This is a genomic window from Paenibacillus sp. S25 (assembly GCF_019454085.1).
Classification (GTDB): domain Bacteria; phylum Bacillota; class Bacilli; order Paenibacillales; family Paenibacillaceae; genus Paenibacillus; species Paenibacillus polymyxa_B.
In genome coordinates this window covers 4813801-4829230 of the sequence record NZ_CP073683.1, presented here as the reverse complement: position 1 = coordinate 4829230, position 15430 = coordinate 4813801, and the positions used below count along the sequence as shown (strand labels likewise).

Here is a 15430-nt window from a genome sequence, read left to right as displayed (position 1 = left end):
CTTGTTGTTAGCTTGTAAGCAGGTTTTAATTCGTATGCAGGGAAAGGCGTTTTTGCATCTTTTCGTCACTGAGCCATCCAATATAGCTGTTAATCAGTCCGAACTGCTTATCCATCGCGACCACGGCCACGAATGGATATTGTTTTCGGTGTCGATACCTTACGTCTCCCCATCGCACAATGTAGCCCCATTCCAGTTCCTCCACCTCGGCAACGGCGAAGGAGGAAAAATAGCGAAATGCCTGCACATCGCGATAGGATTTGGATGCTTCTACGGCAGGATGTGTGGATGGAATCGCATGTTTCGTCCAAAATAAGTGTTTGCCATTTAATCCGCCAATGTCATAACTTCCATTCTGATGAGCTTTTACCACATGCCACCGGTTCCATGATACGGTGGGAATGATATAATAGATGTCGCCTTCCTGACGCTCGTTGTCCATATCACGTACCGCTTTTCTGGTTATAAAATGACTCCAGGTTCGCCAAATGTAATATAGGCCAATAATAACGTACAGCGTAATAAATAAGGGAGCGGGTGGAATCAATCCGGTGATCCACAGCATAATCGCAGCAACATGGGTGCCAAAAATAAAGGGATCGAAAATATGGATGATATTCCAAGATATCCACTTGTTCGTAAACGGCCGGAATGCCTGTGTTCCGTACGTATTAAATAAATCTGTGAATACATGTAGGCAGACAGCAATCGTTACCCATAATGCTACATGACCTGGGGGCACATCTCTGAAGATCAGGCAAATCAGTCCTGTTATGGACAAGATCCATATCAACCAGAAGGGAATTGAATGCGACAGTCCACGGTGATTGCGAATGTAGGCTGCATTATTTTTCAACCGAAGCAAAGTGTCAAAATCCGGAGCTTGTGACGCTACGACTGTAGCGAGCAGTACGACTGCGGCCAACTTTGGATCTCCGGCGACGACAGGATCAGTGTAGGCCAGCCCGGCCAATCCGATTCCCATGACAAAGTGTGTGGCTGTATCCATATCTGTCGCTCCTTTTGTATTGTTTCCTGTACTTATTACTACCCAAATTTACTGTAAACGATCAGCAGGGACGATTTGCCATCGGAATTGTGAACGTTTTGTGCGTTTTCTGTCAAACTTTTCGGGGTAGGTATATGATAAAATTTATATCGGAGTTCAACTTACTCCCGAATTCATACATCTCTAAGGGGGAGTTACTCACAATGGATAATATAAGTTATAAGACTTCTTCGGATGCGGCTACCTATTCTGTAAAATCTAAACCACCCGGTAAAGCGGGCACTTGGAAAGATTTTATTACAGTTACCAAGCCAGGCATCCTTCGTACCAATCTGGTTGCAGCCTTTGGTGGTTTTTGGTTAGCATCGCAATGGGACGTTGACTATATAAAGCTAATTCTTACACTTTTAGGTACAATGCTGGTTATGGCGTCTTCTTGTGTTTTTAACAACTATTTTGACCGTGAGCTGGATTTGAAAATGGAACGTACACGTAATCGCTCACTGCCAACAGGGCGTCTGACCCCTACAACGGTGTTGTCATACGCTATTATTTTGGGTGTTGTCGGGTTAGCTGTTCTATTCTTCTTCTCTGGTGTAAAGGCAGGATTACTGGGATTACTTGGTATGTTCGTCTACGTCGGTATTTATACACTTTGGTTAAAACGTTCGTCTACATGGAGCACATCCATCGGCGGTATTTCCGGTGCAATGCCTCCTGTGATTGGTTATGTGGCCGCTTCGGGGCGTATTGATATGGGCGCTTGGCTCTTATTTGCTCTCCTATTCTTATGGCAGCCTCCTCACTTTTGGGCACTTGCTATTCGCAGAGTTGAGGAATATCGCGCAGCAGGATTTCCGTTGTTGCCAGTCGTAAAAGGTATCCATCGTACCAAAATTCAGATGATTCCTTATATTGTATTGCTGATTCCGGTACCCATCCTTATGTATGCTTATGGATATGCCGGTATGATTTTTATGATCGTGTCCGTGTTACTGTCCGTGCTGTGGGCATTCTATGCCTTTAAAGGTTTTACGATTAAGGAAGAAGAAACGGATTCCTGGGCAAAAAAAGTATTTTTCTTTTCCATTAACCATCTGACACTCAGCTTCTTGCTGATGATCGTCGATACGGTTCATAAGTTCTAATGTCATTTTAGAGGCTTTTATAGTGCACCATATAGCTGTCCAACAGGCATGGAAGCGGCCTGAGGACAGCTTTTTGTTATTTTAAAGACTAAAGAACAGGTGGCGGGTATATAATGTATTCTCCTAACCCTGCTTTTTCCAATTGAGCGATCACATATTCATCTGGAGTGCCTTCTACGCCAGCATATCCTTTGCGGGTATACATATGGTAGGCATCCGGAAAAGAGTCTGCAAGCACACCCCTTATTTTTTTCCCTGAGCTGTCATTGTCCATAAATAAATATATTTCGTCGTGCTTGGCCCGCTTGTGGAGGGATTCCAGTTTCATAGAGTTTAGTGTGCCGAAGGTGCATAAAATGTGGACCTCCGGGTCAAGTAATCGGCGAAGTTTGCTGCGGTCATTTTTCCCTTCGACGATCACGGTTATCGCCATGTAAGCTCACCCCTTGTTTGATACATATGCTCGAAATTCCCCGGGAAATGAAGAATATGTGTATAGTGTAGCTCCAAATAGGGTTCTCATGCAAAAAATAACAAAATAGCCTGCCAGAAGTGGCAGGCATGGGCACAAGGGGCAACATGTTAGGGCGATTCAGACATTAAATCCAGCAAGTACGGAGAATGATGACGAGCAGAATATAAAGAACAAGAATGGTGCCAGTTGAAGTTCCAATAGGGCAAGGATGACAGTGGCTCACGGGCTGCACCTCCCTTTGTTAGTGAATGTTCAGTCAAAATAGTCTATGTGGATAGGGGTGTAGTGTACTGTGCATTTGCCCTCTGGAACGGTATTTTGGGCTTTATAGGTAGGACAATAGCAACCGCTGTCTCAGACTAGCTAGGAATGATAAGGTCCTGAGGCGGACAGTGGCGGTGTCGGAGATAAGCGTTTAACGGGAACGAATAGCAGGCCAGCCATCAGAATCAGAAATGCGATAAAAAAAGGAGAAATGTGATCGGGTAGCTGACCTGCCAGTACAGGTCCGGCAAAGGAGCCGATAGATGTTGCAATAGACTGTAGTGCAAAGGTTTTACCCAGTCGCGCACCTCCAATTCGTATGAAAAGAGAGGCCAGCGCTGGAAAAATGATACCTTTGGCTGTTCCCAAAATAAAAAGTATGATGCCAATCGCCGCTTCGGGCGTGGTGGCGAGTGCGTAAAAACTTAGAGACATCAAAATAATGCCACAAAGTAGCCGCGCCATGGGTGAATATTTGTTCAGAAACAGCAGGCTGAGCGTACAAAGTGCTCCCAAACTGATGATGGAAAAGAGCAATCCGGTGGACATCATGGACGCAGAACCGTTATTTCGTAATGGGATTTCGTAAAATAAAATGCCTTGTGCACAGGCCAAAACAAAAGGCAGGAGCAGATAGCGCCAATTGAATGGTAAACGCATCTTCTGTACCCCGGATAGTGGAGCAGGTGTCGCATGACCATCTGATAATTGGGCCTGTGGAGCGGGTGCTGTTTTGGGCAAGGTGAAATAAGCCATGAGTCCCGTGACTACGAGAATGATGCCAAGTGAACTAAACGTCTCACTAAAGCCGAAACTGGCTACGATAAATGCGCCGGCGGCTGGAGACAGGACAGAGGCCAATGTGTGAACGACACCATGTCCTGACATATATTTGCCCTGCGTAACTGGATGATCGGATAGCTGTGCCAACATGGCCAGACAGGCTGGAGATAAAAAGGCCAACACAAAACCGCTAATCGCCCGAAGAAAAAGTAATTCCCACGGTGTGTGGATGTACGATTGAATGATAAGAATGATGCCTGCGGCTGTTAGGCTGAACATAATATATCGGCGGCTGCCGTGTTTGTCGACCTTGGGGCCGGCCATCAAATTACCAGGCAGGTGAGTTAGAGAGTAAATCCCCATCATCCAGCCAATAAAAGTAGGTGCTGCACCCAGGGAGATAGCGAATGGTGTCAAAATAGGATATTGTGCATGCAGATCGAAAAAGGCAATGAATAAAAAAAGATACAGCCAGAGGGCTGTTTTCATGGGATGACCCCCTTCCCTAATGTAAAATTTCATGTTGCACTACGTATCGGCCCTTCCTAAGTTGTACGCTGGATTGGACGAACATAGACCACTTTGTATGGACAAGAATTGAATAACAAGGTGTGTAAAAGAGCTAAGCTGACAGGGCATCACGTAATCATGTATAATTACAGAGACAATTTTCTGATTTGAATGATGTAGTTGAAAACGGGAGTGTAGCGAAATGGATAAGGGCGTCTGGACAGAGTTTTTGGAACATAATTGGCAGATTGTTCAGGATAACTGGCTGTATATATTAATTGGGCTTGTCCTATTGTTAGTCATATTGAAGGTTGTAAGAACTCTCATAAAATGGCTGATTGTCATTGTCGTAATTGCAGGCTTGCTTATCTACAGTGGCATTTCCTTTGAACAGGTCGGCAAGGTCGTTACTCAGGCAAAGGATGATGCGATTAACAAGGTTCAGAGCGAGGCTTTGAACATGATGATCAAGGAGGGACGGGATGCTAAATACACATCCAATGCGGATGGGACGTTTTCGGTAACCAGTTCCAACCTGGAAGTGAAAGGTCCATTTGATGGTGACAAGGTCAAGGTATGGTTTCAGGGGATGTCGCTGGGCGAGTGGAGTATGGGCGATACCGTTAAGAAATATATCGAAAGTGCGAAAGGCTCGGCTGTAACACAGTCGCCACAGTCGCCGTAGAGACAGGAGGAACACAATGAAACCATCCTGGCTGGAGCCTATTCTTCATTGGAATGGCGTGACGGTGTTTTTGATTGTCATTGTACTGCTGTCGTTGATTCAGGGCTGGAGACGAGGAGCTTCCAGATCTGTGGGGGCGCTGTTCAGTCTCATTGTGGATGGCATACTGACTGTGGCGGGTATTTTGTGCTCGCTCGGGTTAGCCATGTGGCTTTCACCGAAAGTACAACAATGGCTGGCGGCTTACATGGAACATTTGCCTCAGCGGGAACTAAGCGGGATTGAACAATTTTATTATACGTTGGTGGCGGGGTTAGAAGGTTTTCCGCTGCTGCGGTTCGCCGTATTGTTCATGCTCAGTTATGCTATCGCCCAATTTGTACTACGTGCAATTTATGTGTTGATGGTAGGTGGTAAGTCAGATTCTCATCTCCGTGAGCATGAAAAAAAATCAGGCTTTCTCAGTAGGGTGGCAGGGGCTGGAATAGGTACTCTTATCGGTGGAGCACGCGCTATCATGGTTATAGCCCTGCTATTCATTGGCGTAAGTCTGTACCCAGACAGCGGGTTTAGCAGCTACGTCCAAGCTTCACCGATTTATAAGCAAGGAGCGCAATCGGTCATTGAGCCGTTATCCGGTACACTGATTAAGGATAAATTGCCCGTATTTACGCAGGCCGTTACCAAGGAATTAAATGGTATCCTGCAGCGAAAATACGAAATGATTGACCGGGAAATTCCGAACGATATCGGTCAGGCTGCGGCCAAGATTACACAGGGGATGAGCGGTGATGAGCAAAAAGCCAGAGCGTTGTATGAATGGGTAGGTACCCGTATTAGCTATGATTTCAGTAAGGTAGAAGCCTATGAGCAGCGTGGTGACTGGCATGAACAGACCCCTAGAGATACGTTTGATACACGTAAAGGAGTCTGCATTGATTATGCACGCCTGTATGCGATGATGGCTCGGTCGCAGGGACTACAGGTCAAGGTGGTGACAGGACTTGGTTATAACGGACAGGGAGGCTACGGGTCCCATGCCTGGAATGAAGTGTATTTGAGCGCGCAGGATCAGTGGGTACCGTTAGACCCGACCTGGGCGCAAAGTGGGGACTGGTTTAATCCGCCTGGTTTTGCCCAAACACATATCAAGGATAAAGTGATTTAATAAGGAGTGGAAAAGGGCACATGAGAAAGATAGACAACGAGCAGGGAAAAGACAATGAGATGTCTGATCGAAAAAGATTCAGCTTTCGGATCAATCTGTTCTTTTTCAGCTCGTTCATTATATTTACGGTCATTATTGTAAGATTGGCGATACTTCAATTCGTAGATGGACCTCAGCTCAAGCAGCAGGAGGCCAGTAATGTTACCAAAAATGTACCGCTTACGCCGATTCGCGGAACGATTTACGATTCCACCGGGCAGAACAGACTGGCGTATTCTACACCTGTACAATCGCTGTATATCACGCTCTCCAAGAACTATAGTGACAACGTGGAAAATTTGCGTAATCCTGATAAAAAATTGTTGCCTGAGCTGGAGAATATGACACAGAAGCTGGCAAATCGGTTTGCTCAATATGGTAGTAAAGATGAGCCGAAAATGACGGCAGAACAAATTATGGACGCTATGGACCGGAACTATCAACGGTTTAGCGGTTTTACGCCGCGTCTGATTAAAACCAATCTTAATAAAGATGAAGTCGCCTATTTTATGCAGCATAAGAGTGAGTTCCCCGGGATAGATGTTGTAGAGGAAACGGTACGTCATTACGATCCTGATACGGTAGCAGTTCAAGCGGTTGGCTACATTAAAAGCTACAAAAGTGCGCGTGAAACGTTGGATAAATATAAAAATATTCAAAAATCCATGTCAGCTGAAAATGATCCGGGTCTCATCTATATGGATAACGAGTCTGTAGGCTTTGATGGACTTGAATTTCAATATCAGGAACAGTTGCGAGGGAAAAATGGTTATAAAACGGTACCGATTGATCCGCGCAATATGCCGGAAGGTGTAGATTCCGTTACTCCTCCGCAAAAAGGAGATAATGTCTATTCCACGATTAACAAAGAAATTCAGGTTAAGACTGAAAATGCCATTATGGATCAATTGAGATGGCTCCATACACACGCTGTATCTGGCAGGACTCATCCTTATGCGAAAACAGGCTTTGCTGTCGCAATGGAAGTGGATACAGGTAATGTGGTAGCCATGGCGAGCATGCCGGATTATGATGCGAATTACTGGCAAACGGGTACTATTTCGTCGGAAAAATATAAAGAGATTGAACATGTTTATCAAAACGCCACAATAAAGAACGTTGGCTCTGGCCAATCTGGACAGCACCCTGATTCTACTGTACTTCTCGGATCAACTATTAAACCGCTGTCTGTTCTTATTGGATTGGAAGAAGGACTGTTTACAACAAATACGTACTATCAAGATACAGGAGCGGCTTATTTCGGACGTAACAACTCCTCACGGGTGCGCAACTCATCCGGTCATGTATACGGTTCAATGGACCCGGCAACCGCTATTCGCCATTCCTCCAATGCCTTTATGGTCGATATGGTTGGCAAACGATTATATAACAAATACATCAACAATGCCGCAGAAGACCAGGGCGTTAACGTATGGGATCGTTATATGAAAGAGTTTGGATTAGGTGTTTCTACTGGAGTAGACTTGCCCGGTGAGTTCCGGGGTTGGCGGGAGTACACGAGTAAATCAGAGTCAGCGCTTTCTAAATTGGCATATGCATCCTTTGGTCAACAAGGTAAATATACACCTATGCAACTTGCCCAGTACACAACAATGATCGCTACCAAGGGCAAACGGATGGAGCCACATTTGGTCAGTCAAATTAAAGATGCCAACGGCAATGTAGTTCAAACAATTAAGCCGAAGGTGCTGAATGAAGTGAAATTTCCGGATGCTTATTGGAATGAAGTTATACGCGGGATGGCAACAGATGTCAGCGCATTTAAAGGTTTCCCTTATGACTTTGCTCGCAAAACGGGGACATCGCAGCAAAGTGTGGGCAGAGAACTAAAAGATAACGGGGTATTTATTGCCTTTGCCCCACGTCAGAATCCCAAGCTGGCCGTAGCCGTTGTCATTCCTGAAGGAGGCTTCGGGGCCTGGAGTGCTGGGCCTGTGGCACGTAAAATCTTTGATGCCTACGACGAAGTTTATGGATTGGACGGGGTACCTAAGAAAAAGGATGCCACAGCAACCGATCCTAACGCAATCAAACAGCCATAATCATTTTATACGATATTATTTCATGAAAGCTTCTCTTAGCCTTAGAGCTGAGCGAAGCTTTTTTTATGCTTTTCTACGTTCTTACAAAATTGTCATCTTGTAATTCATCGTTTATTGCTTTGGATATGGTAGGATCAGGAATATGAAACCCTAATCGGAAGGAGTAATGACCAGCTAATATGGACAGAGGAAGTTTGGATAAAAAGTTTTCATTTAAAAAGAAAAATGTTGAAGAGAATGAAGAGTCACGAAAAAAACGGACGGTTTTACGAACCAACCTACTGTTTTTTAGTGCTTTTGTGCTGTTTGCCCTGATCATTACCAGACTAGCTGTATTGCAGTTTGTACAATCGGAGGAGCTGAAAGGCCAGCAGCAATCCGTAAATACGAAAAATGTCCCGTTAGCCCCGAGTCGCGGCACGATTTATGACTCCACAGGTACGGTTAAGCTGGCGTATTCGACTTCAGTACAGTCCTTGTATGTAACTTTATCTAAGGATTATAGCAAGCGTACGGAGAAGGATCGCAAGCCGGGGGAAAAGCTGCTTCCTGAGCTCAATGCTTTTGCTGCCAAGCTTGCTGCCAAATTAAACGAACTGGGTCGTACCGAAGGAGAGCAGCTTAATGCAGAGGAAATAAAAAAGCGACTTGACCCGGACTATAATCAATATAGGGGATTTACCCCACGTTTGGTCAAATCCGACCTGAGTCGGGAGGAAATCGCTTATTTTCTGGAGCATCGGACAGAGTTCCCTGGTGTAGAGATTGTAGAAGAAAGTGTACGCCATTATGACCCGGATCGGGTGGCGGTACAAACGATTGGATATATGTACAAGTTCAAAGGAGCTCGAACGAACCGACCCAAATATAAAGAGCTCTATGAAGCTAATTCAGAGGTTCTAAAACCGGCACAGGTGTATTCGGAAAGTGAAACGGTCGGATATGATGGCTTGGAGCTTCAGTACCAGGACGAGCTGAGAGGAAAAAACGGGTATAAAACGGTAGAGGTCAATCCGCGCAGCATGCCGGAGGGCATTGAATCCATTACTCCTCCTGAAAAAGGACATCATTTATATTCCACCATCAACAAGGAAATTCAGCAGAAAACCGAACAGGCCATTATGGATCAGCTTCGCTGGCTTCATACTCATGCCGTATCGGGGAAGCTTCATCAAGACGCAACCACTGGCTTCGCTGTAGCGATGGAGGTAGAGACCGGAAATATCGTGGCAATGGCCAGTATGCCGGATTATGACTCTAATGTATGGAAAAGTGGAAGTACCTCACCTTCGGTATATGACGAAATTCAGCATAAAATGGGAAATGGAACAATTAAATCCGTGCCTAGCGGAAAAGCGGGTCCACATCCAGAATCCTCGGTGCTTCTGGGTTCAACCATTAAACCGCTATCCGTGCTGATCGGGTTGAAGGAAAACCTGTTTTCTCCCGGACAAACTTATCTGGATACGGGAAGTGCGTACTACGGCAAAAATCGCTCCAGCCGGGTTGGGAATTCTAGCGGACATGTGTATGGTTCTTTGACACCTAGCAGGGCAATTGAGGTCTCGTCGAATACGTTTATGGTGGATATGATCGGCAAGCCGCTGTATGCCAAATACGGAAGTAATGCAGGGGTGCATCAGGGAATTGATGTATGGGACAAGTATATGAAGGAATTTGGATTAGGCGTTCCGACAGAAGTAGATCTGCCGGGCGAGTGGGCAGGCAGACTTGAGTATACGAGCAAGCATGAAAGTGCGCTGACACGTTTGGTACAGGCATCCTTTGGTCAGCAGGGAAAGTATACGGCCATGCAGCTAGCCCAGTATACGACTGTGCTGGCAACAAAGGGCAAGCGTATGCAGCCTCATTTGGTTAGCAAAATTGTAGATGATCAGGGGAATCTTGTACGTGAATTTAAGCCGAAGGTGCTGAATGAGGTCGCTTTTTCAGATACGTACTGGAATACAGTAATTCGAGGTATGGCTACGGATGTTAAAGCCTTTAATGGATTTCCTTATGATTATGCCCGCAAAACGGGGACTTCCCAGCAGGTAGTGGGACATACGGTTAAAGATAACGGGGTGTTCATCGCTTTTGCTCCGCGTCAAAATCCAAAGCTGGCAGTAGCAGTCATTATTCCTGAAGGGGGCTTTGGTGCGACGAGCGCAGGACCGGTTGCGCGTAAAATATTTGATGCGTATGACGAAGTATATGGGCTAGATGGTACTCCTAAAAAGCCTCTGGCAGCAAAGTGAGGACTTGAATACTTTTGTGGGCTTCTCTTTTTCATGGTAAAATGTCGTTGGACATAAGGGACATACAGGAGGAAGAGAGACTATGGGAGAAAACCAATATAAATACAAACTGCTTGCGCTCGACATGGATGGAACTTTACTGAATGATAATCATGAAATTTCCCTGGAAACAATTAACTGGATTAACAAGGCGATTCAGGAAGGGATCCATGTATGCTTGTCCACCGGACGTGCAGCGATGCATGCTCTTCCCTACGGTCAGCAACTCGGCCTGGAGACGCCAATGGTAACTGTAAACGGCAGTGAGGTGTGGAAATCACCCCACGAGTTGTGGCGCCGTTATTTACTTGATAAGGAGCTCGTTCGTAAGATGCACCAGATTGCTGTAGACACAGGCTCCTGGTTCTGGGCTTACTCAACGGAGGAATTATATAATAGGGATCGTTGGCCGGATACATTGGACACACAGGAATGGCTCAAATTCGGTTATAATACGGAAAATGACGAAATTCGCCACCAAATTTTGCTTAAGCTTCAGGACATGGGTGGACTTGAAATTTCCAATTCTTCAATGACAAATCTGGAAATTAACCCAGCTGGTATATCCAAAGCCAGTGGAATCGCTGAAGTGTGCGACCTGCTTGGCATTACTCTGGAGCAGGTGGTTGCCGTTGGCGACAGTCTGAATGACCTGGCTGTGATTCAAGCGGTTGGACTGGGCGTGGCAATGGGGAATGCTCAGGATACGGTTAAAGAAGCCGCTGATTTGGTCGTGGCTTCGAACAATGACGACGGCATTGTAGAAGTGATCCGTGATTATGTGCTTGTGTAATAAAATGAATAATGCAGCAGGCAGGATGAATGGACGAGAAGGAGGAGGCCCATGGACGTTGTAGGCTGGATTGTTGTTATTGTGCTGTTCATTGTGGGCATGGCCGGGGCGGTATATCCCGTATTGCCGGGGGCGCTCGCCATCTATTTTGCATTTTTTGTATACGGCTGGTTTTTCTCATTTGCTCCATACAATGCATTGTTTTGGATTATACAAACACTAATCGTCGTTGCCCTTTTTGTTGCGGATTATGCTGTGAATGCGTGGGGAGTCAAGCGATTTGGCGGCTCGCGTCTGTCGGCGATACTGAGTACCATCGGTATTATTATCGGCCCCTTCGTTATTCCGGCATTTGGCCTGATTTTGGGACCATTTATTGGCGCTGTGCTAGGTGAGCTGATAAGCAAAGCTCCGCTGGATCGAGCTATAAAAGTGGGCTTTGGCTCTGTATTGGGCCTTTTTACCAGCACCGTGATGAAAGTGATTTTGCAGCTTGCCATGATTATTGTATTCTTAATTTGGGTGTTATGACCCAAGATTCATTTTGGTTTATTATGATTTGCAGAGACAGAATCGACATGCGGCTCCGCACCGGTGATGGCTCAGGCCATGACTGTTTGTGCGGGGCTTTTGCATGCGTGTGAACAGCAAGAAAGAAGGGAACGCATTTTGTCCAATAAAGAAACATTCCTTAAAGGTACGCTTATTTTAGCCGCTGCCGCCTTGGTAGCCAGAGTACTTGGTCTGGTACAGCGTGTTCCATTGGAGCATCTGCTCGGTTCCGTCGGGAACGCCTCGTTTACCATTGCGAACAACGCTTATTTGATGCTGCTCACGGTCGCTACGGCCGGCATTCCAAGCACGTTGAGCAAAATGGTTTCAGAACGTTATGCACTGGATCGGCCTTCGGAAGCGCGACGTGTGTATCGTGCGGCTTTGATATTCGCGGCTGCGGCAGGCATTATCATTACAGCGCTGCTGTATTTTGGAGCGCCTTACTTTGCCGAGCATGTAGCGGGGGTTCCGCAATCCGCTTTGGCCATTCAGGCTTTGGCACCAGCATTACTGCTGTTCCCTGCCATTGCCATGATGCGTGGATACTTCCAAGGGCGCGGTAATATGACCGCAGGCGGTATTTCACAAATTGTGGAGCAGGTTGCACGGGTAGCGACCGCTATTGTACTCGCTTTTATTATTTTGAAGCTAGGTTATGGAGATCGCGAGGTTGCGGCTGGGGCCTCCTTTGGAGGTGTCATGGGAAGTCTTGGCGCTCTAGCGGTCATGTTGTACTACACGGTGAAATTGCGTCGCCAGGATCGACAGGATCGTCAAGATCAATTCCAAGAGGAAAGCTCCGCGCTACCGATGATGCGCATTTACAAAGATATTTTCAAGCTTTCCATTCCCATTGTATTGTCGTCTCTGACGGTTCCGGCGGTCAACTTTATTGATACGTCGATTGTGGTGAGATTATTGTCTGGTCAAGTGGGATTGGATCAGGCGACTACTCAGTTGGGTTATCTAGGCTCTCGGGCACAGAGTGTGGCGGGAATTCCGCCGATATTGGCCATTGCGCTCAGCCAATCGCTTATTCCAATCATTTCAGCGGCATTTGCCCGTAAGGATGAGCAGCATTTACAAAATCAGATGACGCTGGCTTTGCGTATCTCTATTTTGACTGGGATGCCGATTGTGCTGGCTTTATGTGTAACCGCCTATTCTATTAATGGTTTACTTTTTAGCTCGCTTGGAGGCAGTGGTATCATCGCTGTTCTGACACTCGGAACGATATTCCAGATTACGATGATGACTTCTAATTCGATACTGATCGGTATGGGCAAGCCGCGTATTTCAATGGTTAATGTCATGGTCGGTATCGTCGTCAAGTTTGCAGCGAGCTGGCTGCTGGCTGGTTGGATTGGGATTTATGGGATCATTGCCGCAACCGGATTATGTTTCCTCGTGATCACGTTGCTGAATTTGCGTGTGCTTAAAGGGATCGTCTCCTTTTCCATCATGGGCCGTCGCTGGGCAGGGTTCTTAACCGCGGTCGTCGTCTCGGGAGCTATCGGATACGGTGTAAATGAAGCCTGTATTCTGCTGGTGCATCTGATGCCTGCGCGTGTGGCCTTCTTGATCGCGTGCTGCATTGCCGGGGCAGCTGTACTGGTATGCTACTTGTTGTTGCTGGTTGTACTGCGCGTATTGCGTAGGGACGAGCTTGGCAACTATCCGCGTATGTTGCAAAAGGTACTGCGCCCGTTAATGCGTCTACAGCGTGAGTCCACAGGACAACGAGGCTAAAAGAGTCCCCCAGTCTTTCAGTGGAAAGGTTGCAAGCTGTTATGGGCAACGTGGGCCATTGCTGTTTTTTGAATGCCATGACGATGCTCATGGCGCATGGCAAATAACAGCGGTCGCCTTGGTTCGCTGAGATGTCCAAGTGTGGAGCCGTCCTGAAACCAATCATAACGGGGGATTGGATCATAAGCTGTATCGGACCAGACGGCGTTCAGCTCCGGACTGTACAGACGTTGTCCTGGCGGTAGCCATTCATGTGCTAAAAGCGTTGCACTTTCATCTGGAGAGTGCAGCGCTTTTTGTTCATTCTGGGTGAACAATCCGGGCCAATAGTCGCTGCGTGAACCTGTATGCGGCACACTGTTAGCGAATGCTGATACCTGGTCCAGCACCTGCTGATGGCCGAAGAGCATAGCATAGAGACTTTTGCCAAAGCCGATCCGCTCGTCCAAATGGCCGAAACGCTCCATCACTAGTCCAGCAAGTCCACCGTTCAGCCCAAGTGGAAATATAACCTGATTAAGCTGGAGCCAGTCATGCAAATAAAAGCCCGGCTTGTGTGTCACAAATTTTTGGAAATACGGATCTTTTACCACACGTCCTTCAATATAGTTTTGTTCATTAATGATGAGCGCCACAGTCAACAGAGAGCTATCCCGCCAAGCCCAGAAGCGTTCCCAAAAGGGCTTCATGAATGGCGAAACGTGAAAATAAGGCAACAAGTGAAAGCAACTCCGACCCAAATGACGGCTGTGCATGTAAAGTTGCAACTGCGGATAAGCGTCTTGAAAAATAAGGGCGTTACAACGCTCCAGTAGCCGATACAGCCATTCCTTTTCCTGTTCGCCGAACAAGTTGCCAATCAGTCCCCCTTTCAGATCGGTCATATTATAGCCGCCATTACGAGAAACCAGGTGGGCCAGTAATGCCCAGTGTAACTCCGGGTAGCCACGATAGCATTCAAGGTAAGCGGCAGTGCGGGTGACGTTGCTGCGATTCTCCTGTGCTGTATCGTTCTTGATCCGTTCCAGTAGCTCACAGTCTGTTTCACATAAGGGCATATTCAGAGTAGAGGGACGAGTAGCGGGTCCGTTCACCAGCATTATCGCTTCAGCTTCATTCATAGCGGCCTGTGCCGTATGATAATCCCACGCTAGTTCACGCAAGGGGTAGCGTAATTTGCGGGATTCGGTCCAAGCCGCCCGTTTGCCCTCCCAAGCTTCCTCTGCAACACGGGGAACGGAACCCAGTAACTTTAGTCCTCCTTGAAGCTGTCGAGATGCTGTATGGAGCCATTCGGTAAGAGACATGACTAAAAATAACCCTCCTTTCCAACTGCAAGCATCCCCGTATCCTGCCAAGTATGTTGGGTATGCTGTTAGGATGTCGTCGCTTATGTTGATTCTTAAGTATATCTTTAGTATGCCTCAATGAGAGGGCTTCCAATCGGCATGTGAGCAGAATGGGGGAGTGTGCAAAAGCTTCACTTGGCGTTACAATAGAAAGTGCAATCTTTTCAGCACAAAAAGAATTTAAGGAGGAATCATCCATGCAAAAAATCGTCTCTCATGAAGACTTTAATAAGGCAATATCTACTCCGGGCGTAACGGTGGCGGTGTTTAAGGCGGACTGGTGTAAGGATTGTCATTTCATCGATCCGTTCATGCCTGATGTGGAACATCAATATGCAGATAAGCTTACATTAATTGAGATTGATGTAGAACAGGCCGAAAGCGTCAGTCAAGAGCAAAATGTATTGGGGATTCCTAGCTTTATCGCTTACAGTGAAGGGCGAGAACTGGTACGTCTGGTGAACAGACTGCGCAAATCCCGCGAGGAGATTGAGCAATTTTTGGATCGGGCTGTTGAAGTCCACGCGAGCTTGGCAAAATAAC

The 15430-nt window shown here is 46.6% G+C and carries 13 protein-coding genes; 9 read left to right on the top strand and 4 right to left on the bottom strand.

Features of this window, described 5'->3' with window-relative positions; all coding sequences use genetic code 11:
• Positions 1 to 25: 25 nt before the first annotated feature.
• On the bottom strand, positions 26 to 1009 hold the full coding sequence (locus KAI37_RS21145; RefSeq protein WP_071642853.1) for a metal-dependent hydrolase: 984 nt from the start codon (positions 1007 to 1009) through the stop codon (positions 26 to 28).
• A gap of 203 nt (positions 1010 to 1212) precedes the next feature.
• On the opposite strand from KAI37_RS21145, the gene cyoE reads away from it, so the two are divergent.
• Positions 1213 to 2157, top strand: a complete 945-nt coding sequence (cyoE, locus tag KAI37_RS21140; protein WP_013311855.1) for a heme o synthase — start codon at positions 1213 to 1215, stop codon at positions 2155 to 2157.
• An 88-nt stretch (positions 2158 to 2245) separates the two neighbouring features.
• Here cyoE and KAI37_RS21135 read toward each other — a convergent pair whose 3' ends face one another.
• Positions 2246 to 2590 carry a toprim domain-containing protein gene (locus tag KAI37_RS21135; protein ID WP_071642851.1) on the bottom strand — a complete coding sequence of 115 codons (345 nt, stop codon included), beginning with the start codon at positions 2588 to 2590 and terminating at the stop codon, positions 2246 to 2248.
• Between the two features lie 405 nt (positions 2591 to 2995).
• Positions 2996 to 4168, bottom strand: coding sequence for an MFS transporter (locus tag KAI37_RS21130; RefSeq protein WP_071642849.1), 1173 nt, complete (start codon positions 4166 to 4168; stop codon positions 2996 to 2998).
• A 223-nt stretch (positions 4169 to 4391) separates the two neighbouring features.
• On the opposite strand from KAI37_RS21130, the gene KAI37_RS21125 reads away from it, so the two are divergent.
• The 7 genes from KAI37_RS21125 (at position 4392) to KAI37_RS21095 (ending at position 13538) form a co-directional block, all read left to right on the top strand.
• The gene (locus KAI37_RS21125; protein WP_071642848.1) at positions 4392 to 4874 is read left to right on the top strand and encodes a hypothetical protein; all 483 of its coding nucleotides are present in this window, start codon (positions 4392 to 4394) and stop codon (positions 4872 to 4874) included.
• 16 nt (positions 4875 to 4890) lie between these two features.
• On the top strand, positions 4891 to 6042 hold the full coding sequence (locus tag KAI37_RS21120; RefSeq protein ID WP_071642846.1) for a transglutaminase domain-containing protein: 1152 nt from the start codon (positions 4891 to 4893) through the stop codon (positions 6040 to 6042).
• Between the two features lie 20 nt (positions 6043 to 6062).
• Positions 6063 to 8144 (top strand): peptidoglycan D,D-transpeptidase FtsI family protein, encoded by a 2082-nt coding sequence (locus tag KAI37_RS21115; RefSeq protein ID WP_220030166.1) that lies wholly within the window; start codon positions 6063 to 6065, stop codon positions 8142 to 8144.
• A 179-nt stretch (positions 8145 to 8323) separates the two neighbouring features.
• A complete protein-coding gene (locus KAI37_RS21110) occupies positions 8324 to 10402 on the top strand; it encodes a peptidoglycan D,D-transpeptidase FtsI family protein (RefSeq protein ID WP_071642842.1) in 2079 nt (692 codons plus the stop codon).
• A gap of 82 nt (positions 10403 to 10484) precedes the next feature.
• Positions 10485 to 11234: a Cof-type HAD-IIB family hydrolase gene (locus KAI37_RS21105; protein WP_076294241.1), complete on the top strand. Its 750-nt coding sequence runs from the start codon at positions 10485 to 10487 to the stop codon at positions 11232 to 11234.
• 51 nt (positions 11235 to 11285) lie between these two features.
• Entirely contained in the window at positions 11286 to 11765 is a 480-nt protein-coding gene (locus KAI37_RS21100) for a DUF456 domain-containing protein (RefSeq protein ID WP_023990190.1), read from the top strand.
• A 138-nt stretch (positions 11766 to 11903) separates the two neighbouring features.
• The gene (locus tag KAI37_RS21095) at positions 11904 to 13538 is read left to right on the top strand and encodes a putative polysaccharide biosynthesis protein (protein WP_076294240.1); all 1635 of its coding nucleotides are present in this window, start codon (positions 11904 to 11906) and stop codon (positions 13536 to 13538) included.
• Between the two features lie 17 nt (positions 13539 to 13555).
• Here KAI37_RS21095 and KAI37_RS21090 read toward each other — a convergent pair whose 3' ends face one another.
• On the bottom strand, positions 13556 to 14845 hold the full coding sequence (locus tag KAI37_RS21090; protein WP_220030165.1) for a DUF2515 family protein: 1290 nt from the start codon (positions 14843 to 14845) through the stop codon (positions 13556 to 13558).
• Between the two features lie 239 nt (positions 14846 to 15084).
• Between KAI37_RS21090 and KAI37_RS21085 the strand changes: the two genes are divergently transcribed.
• The gene (locus KAI37_RS21085; protein WP_023990187.1) at positions 15085 to 15429 is read left to right on the top strand and encodes a thioredoxin family protein; all 345 of its coding nucleotides are present in this window, start codon (positions 15085 to 15087) and stop codon (positions 15427 to 15429) included.
• Position 15430 lies beyond the last annotated feature (1 nt).